Annotated in this window: 15 protein-coding genes, 1 pseudogene and 3 other annotated features; of the genes and pseudogenes, 3 read left to right on the plus strand and 13 right to left on the minus strand. The window is 35.6% G+C overall.

The features are described from left to right. Positions 1 to 7 precede the first annotated feature (7 nt). The 5 genes from tyrA to MKY00_RS14495 form a co-directional block, all read right to left on the minus strand. A complete protein-coding gene (tyrA, locus tag MKY00_RS14475; RefSeq protein WP_016717784.1) occupies positions 8 to 1,108 on the minus strand; it encodes a prephenate dehydrogenase in 1,101 nt (366 codons plus the stop codon). Further along, complete coding sequence (gene hisC, locus MKY00_RS14480) at positions 1,101 to 2,201, minus strand: histidinol-phosphate transaminase (RefSeq protein ID WP_016717785.1); 1,101 nt, start codon at positions 2,199 to 2,201, stop codon at positions 1,101 to 1,103. The genes tyrA and hisC overlap by 8 nt, the downstream gene beginning before the upstream one ends. Before the next feature lie 18 nt (positions 2,202 to 2,219). Next, complete coding sequence (gene aroC, locus MKY00_RS14485; RefSeq protein WP_016717786.1) at positions 2,220 to 3,392, minus strand: chorismate synthase; 1,173 nt, start codon at positions 3,390 to 3,392, stop codon at positions 2,220 to 2,222. A 53-nt stretch (positions 3,393 to 3,445) separates the two neighbouring features. After that, positions 3,446 to 3,662: a binding site (T-box leader), on the minus strand. Positions 3,663 to 3,671: 9 nt separating this feature from the next. Beyond that, on the minus strand, positions 3,672 to 4,748 hold the full coding sequence (locus tag MKY00_RS14490; protein WP_001273581.1) for a bifunctional 3-deoxy-7-phosphoheptulonate synthase/chorismate mutase: 1,077 nt from the start codon (positions 4,746 to 4,748) through the stop codon (positions 3,672 to 3,674). A 195-nt stretch (positions 4,749 to 4,943) separates the two neighbouring features. Then, positions 4,944 to 5,179: a binding site (T-box leader), on the minus strand. A gap of 54 nt (positions 5,180 to 5,233) precedes the next feature. Next, positions 5,234 to 5,470: a binding site (T-box leader), on the minus strand. Positions 5,471 to 5,578: 108 nt separating this feature from the next. Further along, a complete protein-coding gene (locus tag MKY00_RS14495) occupies positions 5,579 to 9,094 on the minus strand; it encodes a DUF4020 domain-containing protein (protein ID WP_074585589.1) in 3,516 nt (1,171 codons plus the stop codon). Positions 9,095 to 9,244: 150 nt separating this feature from the next. On the opposite strand from MKY00_RS14495, the gene MKY00_RS14500 reads away from it, so the two are divergent. Then, the gene (locus MKY00_RS14500) at positions 9,245 to 9,682 is read left to right on the plus strand and encodes a YndM family protein (RefSeq protein WP_016717788.1); all 438 of its coding nucleotides are present in this window, start codon (positions 9,245 to 9,247) and stop codon (positions 9,680 to 9,682) included. A 322-nt stretch (positions 9,683 to 10,004) separates the two neighbouring features. Here MKY00_RS14500 and MKY00_RS14505 read toward each other — a convergent pair whose 3' ends face one another. The 3 genes from MKY00_RS14505 to MKY00_RS14515 are packed head-to-tail and all read right to left on the minus strand — an operon-like array spanning position 10,005 to position 11,404. Beyond that, positions 10,005 to 10,535, minus strand: coding sequence for a cysteine hydrolase family protein (locus MKY00_RS14505; protein WP_016717789.1), 531 nt, complete (start codon positions 10,533 to 10,535; stop codon positions 10,005 to 10,007). 16 nt (positions 10,536 to 10,551) lie between these two features. Further along, on the minus strand, positions 10,552 to 11,085 hold the full coding sequence (locus tag MKY00_RS14510; RefSeq protein ID WP_016717790.1) for a GNAT family N-acetyltransferase: 534 nt from the start codon (positions 11,083 to 11,085) through the stop codon (positions 10,552 to 10,554). Positions 11,086 to 11,098: 13 nt separating this feature from the next. Then, positions 11,099 to 11,404, minus strand: coding sequence for a YfzA family protein (locus MKY00_RS14515; protein WP_000398605.1), 306 nt, complete (start codon positions 11,402 to 11,404; stop codon positions 11,099 to 11,101). 102 nt (positions 11,405 to 11,506) lie between these two features. Here MKY00_RS14515 and MKY00_RS14520 point away from each other — a divergent pair, with 102 nt between their 5' ends. Beyond that, entirely contained in the window at positions 11,507 to 12,025 is a 519-nt protein-coding gene (locus MKY00_RS14520) for a kinase (RefSeq protein WP_016717791.1), read from the plus strand. A 51-nt stretch (positions 12,026 to 12,076) separates the two neighbouring features. On the opposite strand, the gene entB is transcribed toward MKY00_RS14520, so the two are convergent. After that, on the minus strand, positions 12,077 to 13,561 hold the full coding sequence (entB, locus tag MKY00_RS14525; RefSeq protein WP_341035101.1) for a cell wall-binding protein EntB: 1,485 nt from the start codon (positions 13,559 to 13,561) through the stop codon (positions 12,077 to 12,079). Between the two features lie 469 nt (positions 13,562 to 14,030). Here entB and MKY00_RS14530 point away from each other — a divergent pair. Next, positions 14,031 to 14,129 (plus strand): annotated as a pseudogene (locus MKY00_RS14530) (GNAT family N-acetyltransferase); the annotation flags it as partial. 56 nt (positions 14,130 to 14,185) lie between these two features. Here MKY00_RS14530 and MKY00_RS14535 read toward each other — a convergent pair. From MKY00_RS14535 to MKY00_RS14550, 4 genes are all read right to left on the minus strand, one after another. Then, entirely contained in the window at positions 14,186 to 15,721 is a 1,536-nt protein-coding gene (locus tag MKY00_RS14535; RefSeq protein WP_074585916.1) for an MFS transporter, read from the minus strand. Positions 15,722 to 15,741: 20 nt separating this feature from the next. After that, on the minus strand, positions 15,742 to 16,317 hold the full coding sequence (locus tag MKY00_RS14540; RefSeq protein WP_016717794.1) for a TetR/AcrR family transcriptional regulator: 576 nt from the start codon (positions 16,315 to 16,317) through the stop codon (positions 15,742 to 15,744). A gap of 590 nt (positions 16,318 to 16,907) precedes the next feature. Then, a complete protein-coding gene (locus MKY00_RS14545) occupies positions 16,908 to 18,344 on the minus strand; it encodes a GntP family permease (protein ID WP_016717795.1) in 1,437 nt (478 codons plus the stop codon). Between the two features lie 105 nt (positions 18,345 to 18,449). After that, positions 18,450 to 19,241, minus strand: a complete 792-nt coding sequence (locus tag MKY00_RS14550; protein WP_016717796.1) for an enoyl-CoA hydratase — start codon at positions 19,239 to 19,241, stop codon at positions 18,450 to 18,452. Positions 19,242 to 19,252 lie beyond the last annotated feature (11 nt).

The following is a 19,252-nucleotide window of genomic DNA, read 5'->3' on the forward strand; positions in this document are numbered from 1 at the left end:
TTCTCATTTAAATTGTTTCATAAGTTTGGTATTTTTCTTCTCCAAGTGCGAGTTTCGCTTGCATACGATCTTCTTCTCTTTGGAAGCTAATACGTAATACTCCAAGTAATCCTTCACGCGCTTCTAATATTTGCAAGTTCGTAATACTAATTTCTTCGCGCGCTAAAATACTTGTAATGTGAGCCAATGCCCCTACTTTATCTAAAACATCGACGTATAAGTCGTGATAGGCAGGAATCGCCCCTCTCTTTCTTACCGGTAAAGAGTCACGGTATTCTTTCGCGTCTGCAAAATAGCTTTGAATCTCGCCTGCATCTCCGCTAGAAACTGTATCATATAAATCTTCCATTTCAGAGATCCACTCTTTTAATAATACCATTAAATGCTCTCGATTTTGCTTAACAATATCACTCCACATTTTCGGACTACTAGATGCGATACGTGTAATGTCTTTGAAACCTCCAGCAGCTAGCTGATGAATGAGCGGATTATCTCCTGCATGTTTCTCCACTTGCTTTACTAATCCAGCTGCAATAAGATGCGGGAAATGACTTACAATTCCTGTTACATAATCGTGTTCTTCTGTGTTTAAAACAAGGAAATGTGACCCTGTTCCTTTTAACCAATCTTTCAACTCTTCCACATCTTCATTTGGCACGTGATGCATCGGTGTTAAAATGTAAAATGCATTTTCAAATAAATGCGCTTTTGCACTTTCAACGCCCGTTTTATGAGAACCTGCCATCGGATGTCCACCAATGAAAGAAATTTCCTTTGAAAACAAAGCTTCCGCTTCATTCATAATTGTTCCTTTTGTACTACCAACATCGGTTACGATAACATCTTCTCGTAAACGAAATGACGCTAATTTGTGTAATAACTTCTTCGTTTCTTCAACTGGAGAAGCAAAAATAATTAGATGTGCCTCTTCACATGCATGTTGTAAATTTACTGCTATTTCATCTACTACGTGTAATTCTTTTGCACGCTCTACTTGTTCTTGAAATATATCATAACCTGTTATCGTTACATCGTGCTCTTTCTTAATTGCTAATGCGAGAGAGCCTCCGATTAAACCAGTTCCAATTAATACTACCTTCTTACGCATTTGCCTCATCTCGAGACTTTCTTTTTTTATTTTCAAAGTGTTGTTTTAACACTGAAATCACTCCTTCATTTTGCTCCCTTGTTCCGACTGTAATACGGACACCATTTGGGAACGGCCGAATAATAAATCCTGCATGTGCACAAGCTTCATAAATCTCTCCAGTATTCTCAACTGGTAAGAAGATGAAATTTGTTTGCGATGGATAAAATGGAATATCATTTTCCTTACAAAAGCTCTCGTATTGTTGTAATCCTTCTGTATTTACACGAACTATTTCTTCAATAAACTCGTCATCACCAAAAGCAATCGTCGCTGCTTTTTGCGCTAATGAAGATACGTTAAATGGCAAACGTACGACATTTAATTTCTCAATTAACTCTTCCTGTCCAATCGCATATCCTACGCGGAAAGAAGCTAATCCGTACGCTTTGGAAAATGTTCTAAGCACAAGAATATTTTTATGCTTTTCTAAAAGCGGTAATGTCTCTGGGAAATCTTTTGCTGTTACGTATTCATAGTACGCTTCATCAATGACAATTAACGTATTTTCACTAATCCCTTCAATGAATTGAGTCAATTTTCGGTCATTCACATATGTGCCTGTCGGATTATTTGGATTACAAATCCATACGATTTTCGTATTATTATTTACCGCTGACGAAATTTCGTCTAAATCGTATACACCGTTATTTAGTGGAACTTCTTTCACTTCACAGCCTTCAATAATCGCATGATGACGGTACTGCGGGAATGTTGCACCTGCCGTTACGATGTTATCTCCTGCTTTAAGTGCTGCACGACTTATGATTTGAATGACTTCATCTAAACCACTACCGCAAAGTACTTGTTCCATTTGTACTTGTAATTTATTTACAATTGTTTGACGGAGCGTTGTCGCACCTCCGTCAGGATATAAAGCATGATCCAACCACGATTTTTGCAACTCATCTAAAACACGTGGTGAACAGCCGAATGGATTTTCATTCGATGCTAATTTCACAAATGCATGATCTCCGTACACTTCTTTCATTTGTTCAGGTGATTTACCTGGTTTATATGGTTGTAATGATGATAGTTGATCTTTTACTTGCATGTTAAAACCACCTTTTTATTAAAATTCTTTTGCGTATTTATTATGTTGCGTAATGTTTTGTTGAATTAACTCCATACGATCTTTTCCGAATTGTTCGACTAGTGCATGTGCAAGTTCCCATGCTACAACGGATTCAGCTACTACACCTGCTGCTGGTACTGCACAGCTATCAGACCTTTCAATACTCGCTTGAAATGCTTCTTTCGTATCAATATCAACACTTGCTAACGGTTTGTATAATGTAGGTATTGGTTTCATTACACCTCTTACGACAATTGGCATTCCCGTTGTCATACCGCCTTCTAAACCACCGGCATTATTCGTTTTTCTCGTGTATCCTTGTTCTTCATCCCATAAAATTTCATCGTGCACTTTACTTCCTGGATGTCTTGCTGCTTCAAAACCAACGCCAATTTCAGCACCTTTAAATGCATTAATGCTCATAATTGCACCAGCAAGTTTTGCATCTAATTTACGATCGTAATGAACGTAACTACCAACGCCAATCGGCATTCCTTCTGCAATGACTTCTACAATGCCTCCTATTGAATCTCCGCTACTTTTTGCATGATCAATTGCATTCATCATCTCTTGTTCTACTTCTTTATCTAAACATCGAACTGGTGAGTTTTCAGTAATCGTTTGAATTTCTTCAATTGACAAGTTAGAAATATGTTTTGCTTTTACTCCACCGATTTCAAGTACATGCCCTGCAATTTCTACGCCTAATTCTTTTAAAATTTGTTTCGCAACTGCTCCAGCTGCAACCCTTACTGTCGTTTCTCTTGCAGACGAGCGCTCTAGTACGTTTCTTATATCACGGTGACCGTATTTAATTGCTCCATTTAAATCCGCATGTCCTGGACGTGGCTTCGTAATTGTACGTTTCATGTCTTTACTTTCTTTTTCCGAAATTGACTCTGCCCCCATTACTTTCGTCCAATGTTTGAAATCATCATTTTTTACGATTAACGTAATTGGTGAGCCAAGTGTCATCCCATGACGAACACCACTTACAATTTCAACTGTATCCGTTTCAATTTGCATACGTCTTCCGCGTCCGTGCCCTTTTTGCCTTCTTAATAATTCTTTATTTATATGTTCCGCCGCCAGCGTTAAACCTGCTGGTACACCTTCTAAAATAACTGTTAACTGCGGTCCATGTGATTCTCCAGCTGTAATGTATCTCATTTCTCTTGCCCCTTTACTATTTTTTTGTACAAAAAAGTCCCTACTGAGCGCTCAGTAGGGACGATGTTTATCGCGGTACCACCCTAGTTATAGACTTCTTTCGTCTACCTCTCTTCTTTAACGATCGTAAGACCGTCTTTTCCTCCAAAATTTGGCGAAAAAGATGCTCCAAGGCTGTAATTCATGCTTACCTTTGTACTGATTCACACCGACCATCAGCTCTCTTTAACAGGGAGATAAGCACTACTGTTTCCTCTTCAGCGCATATATGATATGGAATTAAGATAATTTATTTTTGAATCCTTTTAACTCTTCCATGAATTTATGGAATTCTGGAATATCCATTTGTTGTGCAGAATCTGATAATGCAACTGCTGGGTCTGGGTGTACTTCAGCCATTACTGCATCTGCGCCAATTGCAAGTGCTGCTTTTGCTGTTGGTAATAATAAATCTCTACGTCCAGTTGAATGCGTTACGTCAACAACAACTGGTAAATGTGTTTCTTTCTTTAAAATCGGTACTGCTGAAATGTCTAATGTGTTACGTGTCGCTCTTTCGTATGTGCGGATACCGCGCTCACAAAGAATAATTTGGTCGTTACCTTGTGCAATGATGTATTCCGCTGCATTAATGAACTCATCAATTGTTGCTGCTAATCCACGTTTTAATAATACTGGCTTGTTAACTTTACCTACAGCTCGTAGTAAATCGAAGTTTTGCATGTTACGTGCACCAACTTGAATTACATCAACGTAGTCTAATGCCATTTCAACATCGTTCGGATTTAAAATTTCACTAATAATCGCTAAGTCGAACTCATCTGCTACTTGGCGTAAGATTTGTAATCCTTCTACTCCTAAACCTTGGAAATCGTATGGAGATGTTCTCGGTTTGAAAGCACCACCGCGCATTAATTTTAAGCCTTGGTCTTTCATCGCTTGCCCTACTTGGCGAACTTGCTCTAAGCTTTCTACCGCACAAGGTCCCATAATGAACGTTTGTGTTCCGTTACCAATCAATTCACCTTTTACGTCAACAATTGTGTTTTCTTGTTTCTTTTTACGTGATACTAGTAATGCTTTACGGTTATCATCTTCTTGTAATTCTAAGCTAGCTTTGAAGATTGTTTTGAAAATATGTTGAACCGTTGATGTTTCGAATGGTCCTTCGTTATTCTCTGCGATCATATCAAGTACTTCACGCTCACGTACTGGATCAAAACGTTTCGTACCTTGTACTTGCTTTTGCTCCCCAATTTTTTGAACGATTTCACCACGTTTGTTTAAAAGGTGTAATAGTTGTAAGTTAATTTCATCTACCTGTTTACGTAATTGATCTAATTCATGATTTGCCATTTGGAAATCCTCCTCTAATGTTTTAAAAGTTATAGTGAGAGAATGAAAAATTCTCTATTTTCTGAACTGGTCAATTATACAAATTTAAAGTGGAATCGATCCCTCTTCTTATTTTAAACTAATAATTAGTACAAAGACACTATCTACTAATTAAAAACCCACTTTTTTGTACAAAAAATCCCTACTGATTCAATCAGTAGGGACGATATTTATCGCGGTACCACCCTAGTTGTAGACTTCTTTCGTCTACCTCTCTTCATTGTTAACGATCATCTGACCGTCTTTCCCTTCATAAAGACAATGCTATCTTTACTACGAAAAAGATGCTCTAGGACTGTAATTCGCTCTTGTTTTTGTACTGGTTCACACCAACCACCAGCTCTCTGTTACAGGGAAACAACAACTACTGCTTTTCCTTTCAACGCATACATATTTAATTTTCAAGTTGGGCCACTAAAATACAAAAAGTCCCTACTGAATAAATCAGTAGGGACGATATTTATCGCGGTACCACCCTAGTTGTAGACTATCTTTCCGTCTACCTCTCTTCACTGTTAACGATCAATTGACCGCTTTTTCTTCATAAAGACAATACTATCTTTACTACGAAAAAGATGCTCCAAGACTGTAATTCATGATTATCCCTGTACTGGTTCACACCAACCACCAGCTCTCTGTTACAGTAAGACTAACCACTACTGTGATCTCTTCATTGCACTTTGTTTATTCAAATGTTTTTTGAAATTGAATAAGTATGATTCGTATTATAGAACGCTTTTCAAAACACTGTCAACAACTTTTTATATATTTTTTAAAATTCCACTTTCGCCCTACATTTCTTCTTGTAAATTCTCCATAACAATTCCGATGCGAATTATCTCATTATCTATTGCATTTATTACACATTTTTCTACTTTATACCCGATTAATAATTCTTTTATTTGAATGATTTCCGTTTCAAGTAAATCCGCTTCCTGAAGCGTTTGCAGTAAAGTAAAAAATACGTTTGCATACAACTCTTTATACATTTTTATACTCTCTGTCTTCTCAAGTATTTCATTGAATAACTGTTTTAACTCCGTTTGATTTCCCTTTCCACCTACGTCCGAAAATGATTTACAAATTATCGATAACCCTCTTTCTACTATTTCATCCATAAATAAAATAATACGTAAAAGCATTACATATTCTCTAGCTGTGATTTCACCCATTTTCGGTCGTTCTCGCAAAAATATACTGAGCCAAGCTGCCCAAAATTTTTGTTGCTCTTTTGCGCTTAACGTTTTGACGTAATAGCATAAAAACTGCATAAACTTAATTTTATTTTCTTCATTTTCTCGTATAAGTAAAGGGTATAACCAGTCTGTTTTTTGTTCCCAATACAGTACACATTTAATAAATACAAAACTGAGCCATTTTAAGAAAGCTTCCCTCGTATGCGGATGTAATACTTCTAAATGTTCTACTGCATACTTAATAAATCGCTTCATTTCTGTAAATAAAGGTAAATTTATTTGCGTGTAACATAAGCCGGCCCATGCATATTTCGTAATCTCATTTTCCTTCTTTAACTCTAAGTACGGTAACAAATATTTTCGGCACCATTGTTTCTCAATATGATAAAGAAATGTAATATCCGCTACTAAACGTGCTAACATAAAATTTGTCCGTTCTGTACTAATTCTTACTTGTTCTTCAAATAAAAATAAATATTCATACACATTACGATCGTATAAATGATCATATGATAACAGTTTTAATAATACAGCTGTCATTTTCCCAACAGGATGCTGAATCGATTCATTGTAAAAATCTTGTTTTCCAAGCTTAAAATCCGTGTCACTTTTCATTACTTGAGGGAATACTGAAAAAGCAAACCGTTTTACATTGCGTATACTATTTTCCTCTAACTCTTCTAACCGATTGCTAATTTCATATAGAAAGCTACTAATTAACCAATGAAATGCAGTATTTCTAACGAATTTCTGCAACAGAGGAATAACTTTTTGTATTTGTTCATTTGTCAGTCCTCGGTTATTTCGCCACTCTCTAATACAAACAAACCAAACTTCATTACTTATTTCGTGCATACCTACTAATTGATAAGCAAATGAAATACTCCATTCTGTATTCAATTTACATGCTTTCGATAACATCTCTAAAAAATGACGTTGTTCAAACACACCATCTTGAGAAAATTGGCGAACTTGTTTCATAATTTCTTCATCTTTCAGCTGTAATAATCCATCAGCAGTTACATTACAAGTAATACTTTGTTCTGTCGTCTCTCTCTTTTTTACACTGTATCGATCAGAATGAAAGTGTGGATGTTTTTGCTTCATTAACTCATAACCTTTTGCTGTAGATGAACTATTTGAATCACACGTGAATAATAAATCTAACAGTAAACAAACATCAAATGCCCTCTCCTCTGCAAGGTTCTTTAATACAATTTGAATGACTTCTTCCTTTGTTTTTTCTAAAGAGAGTGCGTAATGATTTTTTATAAGTTGAAAAACTTCTTGTTTATACGTGACATCTAAAAGAATTTCTTCCTGTAACAACCATTTCATCTTCTCATCGGCGCTTACGAATATATTTTTATTCATCGCATCAATGGCAATTCGATTTTGAAGTATGCTGCTTGCTTCTATCATTTCAGTAATATAATAATTTGCTTTTTTCTCATTATTTTCACATAAATAGGCTAAACACTCTTTTACAATTTGAATTAAAAACGCAAGATCATTTTGCTGAAACTCTTTTTCCACATTTTCCTTATCCCTTTTTTTCAGTGCCGTTTGCCTTAGTGATAACATCCGCAACTTCTCTATTCCCATCATCATAATTGGAACGGCGTAATAAGAAATATGCGGTTTCATCTTTTCATTCCAAATTTTCTCCACATAAGAAAATGTAGACACGGGTAAACGACTCGACTCCTCAAGTTCTATTGATTCTTGCGTATTATCATTTCCCCACTTTCTTTCACGCTTCAATTTAAGTTTTCCGTCCAAAATAAACGTTAATAACAATAAAGCGATTTCTTTATGCTCAGGAAAAGAACATTTTTGCAGTAAGTAAGAAATTGTTTCGATCGATTTACTATCTTTTTCAGCTGTTTCTAATAAAAGCAGTGTCCACCGTGCAAACAACAATGGGTCCATCTCAATTTTCGTCTCACTTAAGTAACTACAAATTGTTCTCCATAATAACGGAGATAGTTTAGATTGATTTTTAAAAATTAATTGAAATAATTCTTTTTGGTGACTAAAAAGAAATTGTTCCACTAACCATTTTGCAAGTAATTCATCTACCTCGTTATAGTTTGATGTAATTAAAAATAAATTTTGTAATTTCCCTTCCGCTTCAAGCCATTCCACCCACTCATAATCATGAGCAAATTCAACGAAGTAGCGGACTGTTTCAATTTTTTTAATGGATTGTTTTATGTATGATAATTGTTCCTGCTCTACAGAAGGTGGAACTGTTACTATGTCACGAATGCGCATTCGTTTTGTAATATAATTATCACCCATTAACTCCGCCCATCGTTTTACTGCTTTAACGAGAGACTGATGATTATTACCTTTATTTGGATATACAATCGGCCGTATTCCTAAATGCTCCCAATGATATGTATTTTCTCCTTGTGCGACAAATGCATAACGCCTTGTACTTGGTGGTAAACCAGTTGCTAAATATTTCATTACTGGATCATTATGGCTATATCCAACGAACAAAACGGTATAATTCGAGAATAAATCAACTAAAAATCTTCTCGCCCATCCTTCCGTCAAGTAAGCCCTTCCAAAATCACCATCTGTTAAAATTAATGCTTCTTTCTCTTGTTCTATATTGCCATGTATGTAAGCGAGTCCTCTAAACGCTCTACCTGTAGGTAACGCAGGTGCGTAATATACGTTTAATTCTCTATTCATTTCTTTTATCGCAGTTGTAAAATGTCGATCAAAATTTGTCGTTACAATACGAACTTCCGTGTCTAAAGGAAACAACCTAGGAATTGCATAATGAAGCGGATTCGGTTTTGACTTTTCTATATGAACTAGATCTCTTGCAACTTGATGTACATCTTTTGATTTCGCAATTTTACCAAGATAATAATCATGTGGTTCTGTTATTTCACGTTTTTCTACATATAACGTTTTCGCAATTTCATCAACAAGATCATCAAAATTCGGTAAGTTTGATTTCCCTTTCATAGAAACTCCCGCTCCAACAAATAATACTAACTTTCCTTGTTCAAGATGATCAATTAACTCGTCTGGAATTTCTACTTCTGAAGTAATCCACACCCAGGATTCCCCCTTACCTAAAAATGTCATATACTCTCATTTTACTATAACATTTTTTCTTTGTTTTTTTAATATTTAGACAAATATTGAACATGAAAAAGTTTTATATAAATATATTCGTTACAATGTATGAACTCCTAAATTTATTGTAAAACTATGTATAAATCGGAGGTGTAAATATTGAATGGTTTTACTGTAGTGCTTATCAAGTTTATATCGTGCATTATCGCATTTAGTATTGGACTCGCTTTATTTTTCCCTGCAACGTTCGTCCAAATTATTTCATTTAGTCTCTTTGTAACAATCGTATCTTATATGTTCGTTGATAAAATCATATTAAATCGAATCGGCAATACTGGTGCCATTATGTCGGATTTCTTACTAACATATTTAAGCGTATGGATTTTCGGTAATATTTTATTAGACAACTATATGCAAATTGCATGGGGAAGCATCCTTTCCGCAATTGTCTTCACATTATCTGAAGTAATCGTTCATCGTTTCTCTGGCTCTCACACAAGGCACCACAACGATAATATTCATATTAATCGCCGCTTCGCATATGGTACGGAGTTTGCTGAAGAGCAGAATATATTGGATAAAGATAAGAAGAAGTAATATTTTGATGTAGGAGCGCCCTTTTTAATTATGTGGTGCTCCTTTTTTGTGTTTTCATTATGGTACGTGAAATTATATCAACGTTTATTTCAATATATCGACGTTTCGACAAAAGATATCGACTTACCGACACTATTTGACATGATTTCCTCTAATAAAGTGAAACTTTAATCAGTGGGGGTTTTCTTCATCCCCCACTGATTATCAGCCCTCACCAATCGGACTTTTATGGACAGTTGATCCCCCACCTAACCTCTTTGCTTTCGCTGCATTTTGAGGTGGGGGTCTTACTGCCCATTAAAGTCGGATAAAAAACTGCCTCTTATTTAGAGACAGTTTCTTTCAAATCTTTTAATGTAATGACATCAGCAAACGCTCCAAACACTACGTTATGATGCTTCACAATGTCTTCAGCACGTAACACCTCTGTATCAAACGTACTATGTGCATCGCTCACTAACGTTACTTTATACCCTTCACTAAACGCTCTTCGCGTTGTCGTATCCACACAGTACTCCGTTTGCATTCCTGAAAGAATAACGTGTCCAATCCCTTTTTCTTGTAACACTTCGTTTAAGTTTGTCTTATAAAATGAATCTGGCGCCGTTTTTTCAACGATACTGTCTCCCTCTAGTGGAGCAATTGCTGCATGGATCTTCCACCCGTCTGTACCCTTTTCTAACGGATGGTCTTTCGGTCCATTATGTTGCACATAAATTACCGGAATATCATTTGAACGGCATTCTCCAATAAGCTCTTGCAATATTTCTAAAAACTTTTCCCCATTATGTACTGGCATTCCTGCTGTATACATACCTGCTTGCACGTCGATTACTATTAATGCTTTTTTCATTTCGTGCAGCCCCCTTTTATTTATATTCCATCATCCAACAATCTTCTAATACCCCTTCATGCAGTTCATGTTCTTTTAAAACCTTTACCTTTTTAAATCCACATTTTTCATAACACTTTATTGCACGTTCATTATTTACTTTCGGGTCCATTGCAATGGCTTCTGCTCCCGTGTTCTCCATAATATATGTAATTGCTGTCTGAACGAGTTTCGTTCCAATGCCTTTTCCCCAATAAGTCGGTTCTCCAATAAATTGATCCATTCCCCATACATGTTGCGATTCTTCATAGCCATATAATGTTTTCCACTCCGAATCAACTGGATACATTTGAATATAACCAATTGGCACATCATCAAACTCTATTAAACATCTTTTTTCATGACTGTTTGGATTATGTATGAAATGATCCAGTACCATATCTACTGATTGGGGATTATCTCGTCCTTCGTAATATTGCAGGACTTCTGGTTCTGTTAACCATTTTGAAATGATTGGTGCATCCTCTTCTTTTACGTACCGAACCGATACATTATCTTTTTGAAATAGCATATAATACCTCTTTTTAATTATTTATATTTTTCCTTTTTGTGAAATCTTTCATTGCACCTATTAATGCGTATGGTAACAATGTAATCGCAAAAAATGCTGTAAACACATTAAATTGAGGGATTTTATATGGCGTGAACCATTCTGTGAAAAATTGAGAATTTAATACTCTATTAAAAAATTCTCCGCCAGGTCTAAAGTTTGGTGCCCATGCAGTTACTTCACAAATAATAAACAGTAATTGTAAAATTATAAATGCCCCTAGATAGCGAAACCATGTCCGTTTCCAAATCGGCTGCGCCCTATTTAATTTACCTTCCATTTAACCCCCACCTTTTTTATTTGCATCCTTATTAATTATACACTTTCTACGTTTAATTTGTTAAAATTTTCTATATAATCATTCATGCTGGGGGAATTCACTATGTCTAATCCTATACATAAATCAACATTAATCATTCTTAGAGGAAACTCCGCAAGTGGTAAAACAACAATCGCAAAGCAACTACAAGAATATTTCGGACAAGGGACACTTTTAGTATCACAAGATGTTGTACGTAGAGATATGCTTAGAGTACACGATACGATGGGGAATTTATCACATGATTTACTATGTGAAATTACAAAGTATGGAAAAGGAAAATGTGAACTTGTTATTTTAGAAGGTATTTTAAACAGTCGAAGATATGGTGATATGCTGAAAGAATTAATACATTTTTTTGAAGGAAACGCGTATACATATTACTTTGATTTATCGTTAAAAGAAACGATTCGACGACATAACACAAGGGAAAAAAGGCATGAATTTGGTGAGGATTCCCTAGAAAAATGGTATAATCCGCACGATACAATTGAAGTTGCTAGGGAAACTATTTTTACAGATCACTTCACGCAAAAAGATATATTTGATGTGATTCTTAATGATATTATGGTACGAAAATAAGACCGACAGAATATGTCGGTCTTATTTTCATTATGTTATATTCTAGATTTATTATAAAATTTTCACTTTAACAGTTTGTCTTCCCCAATTCATAGCTTTACTTTTTGAGCCCATTAAAACATCAATGCGATTACCTTTAATTGCACTTCCGGTATCTCCAGCGATTGCTTCTCCATAACCTTCTACCCATACTTTAGATCCTAAAGGAATTACTTTCGGGTCAACTGCAATAATTCTCATATTCGGATTAGCCGTTAAATCATGCCCCATCGCAGTTAAAACGCGTCCACCATATGTACCATTTTCACTTGGATCAGCAGTATATGCTGTCGCCACCACTGTTAATTCACGTTTAGCGGACTGCGTGTTATTTTTAGACTCTTCTTTTGCCTTTATTGCTTCTCGGGCTTTTGCTTCTTCCTTAGCCTTAGCTATTTCTCGTGCTTTCGCCTCTTCCTTAGCTTTGGCTATTTCTCGTGCTTTCTCTTCTTCTTTAGCCTTCGCTATTTCTTGCGCTTTTGCTTCTTCCTTGGCCTTCGCTATTTCTCGTGCTTTCTCTTCTTCTTTAGCCTTCGCTATTTCTTGCGCTTTTGCTTCTTCTTTAGCCTTTGCTATTTCTTGAGCCTTCGCTTCTTCTTGTACTTTCGCTTCTTCCTTAGGTTTTACTACTTCTTGTACTTTTGCTTCTTCCTTAGGTTTTGCTACCTCTTGTACTTTCTCTTCTTCCTTAGGTTTTGCTACTTCTTGTACTTTCTCTTCTTCCTTAGGCTTTACTACTTCTTGTACTTTCTCTTCTTCCTTAGGCTTTACTACTTCTTGTACTTTCTCTTCTTCCTTAGGTTTTACTACTTCTTGTACTTTCTCTTCTTCCTTAGGTTTTGCTACTTCTTGTACTTTTGCTTCTTCCTTAGGTTTTGCTACTTCTTGTACTTTCTCTTCTTCCTTAGGCTTTACTACTTCTTGTACTTTCTCTTCTTCCTTAGGTTTAATTGTTTCTTTTGCCTTTGTTACCTTCTGTGTTTTAGCTTCTTCCTTAGCTTTAACCATTTTTTGCACTTTCGCTACTTGCTTCGTTTTCTCGTCAGCCTTTTTTTCAACTGGTGCTGTACTAGATAAGAAAGAAACATTTACATAGGCTGTTTTTCCTTTATACTCAAATTGTAGCCATCCATCTTTTACTTGGTTCGTTGATTCAATTACATCATCTTTTTTCAGTCTGCCAAGAATTTTTGATTCTGTGTTTGCTTCCGTACGAACATTTAATAAATTTGCTGTTACATGATAAATATCTTTTGTAAACTCCGAGCTTACAAATACTTCTTTACCATTCAACTCAATTTTTGACCAGCCATCTTCAGTATTGATGACTTTTAATTCTTGCCCATTTTTTACCTTTTCTACAACTTTTGATTCCGTAGTCGGTTTTTCACGTACGTTGAGTACATCTGCTGTTACAATCGTTTCTGCGGTAGCAGTTGTAGTAAATGCTCCCAATCCGAAAACAGTTGCTGTTGCTGCGCCAATTACTTTTTTCATATGAGCCTCCATTATATTTTTTTGAATTCTATCAAATGCTTCCATAAATTCATGGAAGTATTTGCAACAATATATTAGTACCACTTAATATACTGCTATTAAAACTCCTTACTCCAATACTATCAAATTCTTATTTCTAATTCTATATATTATAAGTTTCCTTATTTTCTATAAACGTTTTATGCCCTTCTTCATACTTAATAGTTTTCTTTCAATTACTAAAACATATATAAAACCAACCTGTCCTCAATATAGCCAAAAATACATATATGACATGTTACGACTTAGTAATGAGCGTACCAATGAACTTTTAATACATTACAACATTCAGGGAATCTTACATTAGATGGAGCGTGTTTTACTGAAAACAACGGTTATGGTAGTGTAAGTAATAGTATTAAAGACAATCTTTTCTGACGAACAATAAAAATTTTAGTTTGGAGCAATACTATGCCAAAACTATATTGTAATTATTGATCCGAACAACCTCCCCTCGCGCAAAATTTTACTAAATATCGGTTTTACATCCAAGAAAGTTTGTGAGATTGATGGATTATCTGGGTTTTGATTAAATACATATCACTATAAAAAGGCTGTGCTCTATATGACGCACAGCCTTTTTCTTTATTCAAACGATCCTCTTCTTTTCTTCTCTAATAAGACTCTTCCTATATTAAAAATAAATGCGATAAAAAATATAGTTGCGCCCATTAAAAATGCTAAATTATAACTACGAATTACTCCTTGCTGATATTCCTCCTTTACTTGTTTGTAAATTTTTCGCTCTCCATCAGATTTTAAGATGATTTGCTGTTTTTTATTTATCGCTTGCAATACTTCCCCCCTTTCTAAATTTGACAAATCACTTTTTTTAATCACAGTTACTACTTCCCTATTTACCTTCTCTTTTTCAACTAACAATTGATGATTCAGAAACATCACAAGTATCGCAACCCCAACAATACTTCCAACTGTTCTTGAAATATTACAAATACTTGCAGCAACACCTGACTTTTCAATAGGCACACTTAAAACTGCCGTTGTTGTATATGGTGCTAATGTGCACCCAGTTCCAATTCCAACGATTATTAGCCTCCAAATATAATCCCATGTAGTAAAGTTTGAATCTATTTGACTAAATAAATATGACGCTACGATAAATGTTAATAGCCCTATACTACCTATTAATGAACTTCCCCGCTTTGCTGCAAGTGGTGTTACTATTGCTGTAACAAGCATCGAAACAATCGCTAGCGTGCTAATTATTAAACCTGACTGTAATTCAGACATACCTTCTACTTGAACAAAATAAAAAGCAAGTATAAATAAAAAGTTCATTAGTCCCATTCCAACAAAGAATAAAGAAAAATTCGAGATTGAGAACTCTTTATTTGTGAATATTCTTAATGGCAACATTGGATTTTCACTTTTCTTTTCAATGATAAAAAATAATATAAAACCTATGAATGAGAGCATAAAAAGAAGTATTAAGCTTATCTTGCTTAAATGATTTGTATTTACTTGTATGAGTGCATATACGAGTAAGCATAGTGCAGATGCAGAAGTAATCATACCTGCCCAATCTATTTTAGAGCTTGTAGCATGATCATACGATTCCTTAATACAAAGAATCACGAAGATGAAAGATAATATACTCACTGGTATATTAATAAAAAACACCCAACTCCAATTTAATTTGTCAGTTAAAACGCCTCCAAGTGAAGGGCCAATCGCCGCTGCTAATCCCCCAAAAGCTCCCATGACGCCTCCTATCATACCTTGTTTTTCTTTCGGTACTAAATTAAGGCCTAATGGCATAGCAACTGGTACGATAACTGCGGCGGAAACTCCTTGTATTACCCTAAAAGCAACTAATGTATGAAAAGAAGTGGCTATACCGCACATAAATGAACTAATAGAAAAAAACAATAAACCAATAATATACAGTTTCTTGCGACCAAACTGATCCGCCAGGCGTGCTGCAATTAATAAACACGATACAAAGGCAACATTATAACTATTAGCAACCCAAGAAATTGTATCAATTGAAGTATGAAATGTCTTTGTCATTTCTGGTAATGCAATATTCACAATATTCGAATCTAAAATTGCCATAAAAAAACCTGCAATTAAAGCTATTAATGCTAATATATTCCTCATTTCTGCCACCCTTATTCTTTTTATTTATTTAAAATCCCATTCATAAATAAATTTACACATGTCTCTATATACTCTTCTAACTGAATTTCTTCTTCCGATATACTTACATTCATAATGTATAAAAACAGTTGTCCATAAAACATATTCGCTATCAAACAGTAATTACAGGTGGAAATGTGTCCCTTCTCACCAAGTTGCTTTAAATATTGTTCTAAGTGATTCACTAGATGTGAATTCAACTCATGTAGTAATGCTTTCATTTCACTATTTTGTCTTGATTCTATTAACGCAGCCCAAATATAATTTAGCTTTGGTAAATTGGTTTGAATATATGTTTCCGCCACTTTCGTAAGGTCCTTATGTAAATCACCAGTAAATTGCTCTTCTATTTCCTCTAGCAAAGCAACTGGTGTCGTCCGTAAAATAATACTCTCCCTAAAAAGATTTTCCTTATTTTTAAAATTACGAAATATCGTTAATTCGCTTACACCTGCTTTTTCTGCCACTTCACGAATGGTTGTCGCTGTATACCCCTTTTCCCCGAATAATAAAGTAGCAGCTTCCATAACTTTTTCTCGTGCTGTTAATTTCCCCATCTATATTCCTCCATTCAATATGTAAGTAAGTAATTACTAACATATTATCACAAAAGAAAAATGAAAGTAACTAGTTACTTTCATTTTCTGGAATTTCATTACATCTTCAACTACTACTAGGAATATTCCCTCAAATTCTTCTATGGATAAATAACGTTTGCAAAAGCTTTTCACAGCTATTATTAATGTTGACAATCCAGTGCCTACTATAATTATTTTCTTGTAGTTGGGAAAGAAATTGCTAATCGAGCGGGATATTTCAAGTATTTTTATAAGGATAAATGAATCAGTAAACTACATTACTTTACATTGTGATATACCTGTTATCAAAGGGGAAAATAGGATTTGTTGCAATGGATGTGAAAAAATGCATTGTTGCAACAAGTAAATTTACCGAATTTATTATTTTAACAGGGAAGCCCTACTCATCTTAACCAAGTAAAGTTGGGGATATTTCAACCTAAATCTACAATTTGAGTTTTTTATGAAATTCATTGAAAACATACAAACAACCATCGTCTCATAGAAAGATAGCTGTTTGTATTTAACACTATTCATTATCTAGCATTATGAATGCGTTAACCACCCTACTATACAATAGAAAACGCCAAATACACTCCAACAACGAAGAATACGGCAAGTGTCTTAATTATCGTAATACCAAAAATCTCTTTATAAGCTTCCCGGTGCGTTAATCCTGTAACTGCAAGTAAGGTTATAACAGCTCCATTATGAGGGAGAGTATCCATACCTCCCGCCGCCATTGCAATGACACGATGCAGCACATCTAACGGAATGTCAAAGTTCGCTGCCACTTCAATATATTTTTCAGCCATTAAACCTAATGTAATACTCATTCCACCCGAACCCGAGCCCGTCAGCCCGCATAATATATTCGTCATGACTGCTCCGCTAATTAAAGGATTTGCGAAAGTCCCCGTCAAATAATTTTGAATCATGACAAATCCAGGTAAAGCTGCTATAACAGCACCAAATCCATACTCAGCTGCAGTGTTCATGGCAGCTAAGATTGAACCACTTACGCCCACGCTTGTAATAGATTGAAAATGTTCTTTTACCGCTTGAAAATTTAATATTATAGCAGACAGTATTCCAATAAGAAGTGCTATTTCCACTGACCAAATACCTATAACTTGTCCCATATCAATCGTTCCATACTCCTTCAAGCCTATAGATGCAAAATCAAATCCCTTTGTATACCAAACGGGGATGAATACTGTAAAGATTTTATTCATCGCTCCAACCAGTACAAGTGGAAGAAAAGCTACCCAGTAACTAGCTGGAATAACATCGCTAGAAGCAATTGGCGTTTGCACCAGCTGTGCACTTGTTGTGGCAGCAAGTTCAGAAGTAGCACCGTCTTTTCCAAAGTACCCCTCTCCTTTAGCAGCAGCCTTCTTCCTACACCTTTCCAAATACAACATGCCGCATGTAAAGATAAACAATGCTCCGATAATTCCTAATGTAGGAGCTGCATAAATATCTGTTTTAAAGAAAGTAGTTGGAATGACATTTTGGATTTGAGGCGATCCAGGAAGCGAATCCATCGAAAACGTGAATGCGCTAAATGCGATTGTCGCTGGAATGAGTCGTTTCGGAATATTCGCCTCGCGAAATAATTGCGCCGCAAATGGATAAATCGCAAATACCGCCACAAATAAACTAACACCACTGTATGTAAGAATCGCTCCCATTAATACGATGGAAAGAATCGCTCTTTTCACACCAATAAAACGGATAATAATTTTCGCGATTTTTTCTGCTATTCCAGTAATTTCTACAACCTTACCGAAAATCGCTCCAAGCAAAAATACAGGAAAATATAATTTTATAAATCCGACCATCTTCGCCATAAAGACATTAGAAAAGAACGGTAAAACATACGACGGTTCTGTTAAAAACACAGCGAGCAACGCACATAACGGAGCGAATAAAATGACTGAGAATCCTCGGTAATCTACAAATATAAGCAAGCCAAGCGATAACAATACAATCAATAAATCCATAACCCCAATCCCCCTCAATAATATGGATTTTTTTAACTTTGTATATATTGTTGTAATGCCTGCCTCTGGCAGGCATTACTTTTTGCATATTATAGTCATAGCTTTTTATTTATTATGAAAAAATGGTGTTCGCTTTTCTATAAAGGCCTCTACTCCCTCTCTTACATCAATCGTTTGAAATACATGTCCGAAATTCTCAGCTTCTATTTTTAATCCTTCCTCAAGAGAAGAAGATAACCCTTTATCGATAGATTGTTTCATCAAAGATAAAGCAGGAAGAGAAAATCGAGACATCTTTGCGGCTAATTCCTTCGCCTTATTCAGCGATTCGCCACGCGGAACAACATGATTCACCAAACCAACTCGCCAAGCTACTTCAGCAGTGAGTGCTTCACCAGTAAACATCATTTCCTTCGCACTTGCAGTTCCTATTAACCTCGGCAAACGTTGCGTTCCTCCCGCACCTGGAAATAAACCTAATTTCACTTCCGGAAGCCCAATTTGGGCGTGTTCTTCTATAATCCGCAAATCACATGATAAAGCTAATTCACACCCGCCCCCAAGTGCTAATCCGTTAATAGCAGCTATAACTGGCTTTAGCAATCTTTCTATTTTATTTAATGGATTCTGAAGCCACAATGATTTTCCCTCTGCATATTCGCTCCCTTTCCCAATCCATTCCGGAAATGATTTAATGTCCCCTCCTGCAACGAAGGCCTTTTCTCCCGCGCCAGTTAGAAGTACAACAATTACTTCATCATCCCGTTCGATTTCATCGACTGCTACCGTCAATTGTTCCACCACAGCACCACTCAGTACATTGACAGGAGGATTATCAATGATAATTGTCGCAATTCCATTTTCTTTGGACCATGTAACAACCCGTTTATTTTCCAATCCAATCCCCT

The sequence above is a fragment of the Bacillus sp. FSL R9-9834 genome (assembly GCF_038006905.1).
GTDB lineage: Bacteria > Bacillota > Bacilli > Bacillales > Bacillaceae_G > Bacillus_A > Bacillus_A pacificus.

Bases quoted from the DNA above. Each gene is read 5' to 3' on its own strand.
- tyrA (WP_016717784.1), bottom strand. From the start codon at position 1,108: ATGCGTAAGAAGGTAGTATTAATTGGAACTGGTTTAATCGGAGGCTCT.
- hisC (WP_016717785.1), bottom strand. From the start codon at position 2,201: ATGCAAGTAAAAGATCAACTATCATCATTACAACCATATAAACCAGGT.
- aroC (WP_016717786.1), bottom strand. From the start codon at position 3,392: ATGAGATACATTACAGCTGGAGAATCACATGGACCGCAGTTAACAGTT.
- MKY00_RS14490 (WP_001273581.1), bottom strand. From the start codon at position 4,748: ATGGCAAATCATGAATTAGATCAATTACGTAAACAGGTAGATGAAATT.
- MKY00_RS14495 (WP_074585589.1), bottom strand. From the start codon at position 9,094: ATGACATTTTTAGGTAAGGGGGAATCCTGGGTGTGGATTACTTCAGAA.
- MKY00_RS14505 (WP_016717789.1), bottom strand. From the start codon at position 10,535: ATGAAAAAAGCATTAATAGTAATCGACGTGCAAGCAGGTATGTATACA.
- MKY00_RS14510 (WP_016717790.1), bottom strand. From the start codon at position 11,085: ATGCTATTTCAAAAAGATAATGTATCGGTTCGGTACGTAAAAGAAGAG.
- MKY00_RS14515 (WP_000398605.1), bottom strand. From the start codon at position 11,404: ATGGAAGGTAAATTAAATAGGGCGCAGCCGATTTGGAAACGGACATGG.
- MKY00_RS14520 (WP_016717791.1), top strand. From the start codon at position 11,507: ATGTCTAATCCTATACATAAATCAACATTAATCATTCTTAGAGGAAAC.
- entB (WP_341035101.1), bottom strand. From the start codon at position 13,561: ATGAAAAAAGTAATTGGCGCAGCAACAGCAACTGTTTTCGGATTGGGA.
- MKY00_RS14535 (WP_074585916.1), bottom strand. From the start codon at position 15,721: ATGAGGAATATATTAGCATTAATAGCTTTAATTGCAGGTTTTTTTATG.
- MKY00_RS14540 (WP_016717794.1), bottom strand. From the start codon at position 16,317: ATGGGGAAATTAACAGCACGAGAAAAAGTTATGGAAGCTGCTACTTTA.
- MKY00_RS14545 (WP_016717795.1), bottom strand. From the start codon at position 18,344: ATGGATTTATTGATTGTATTGTTATCGCTTGGCTTGCTTATATTTGTA.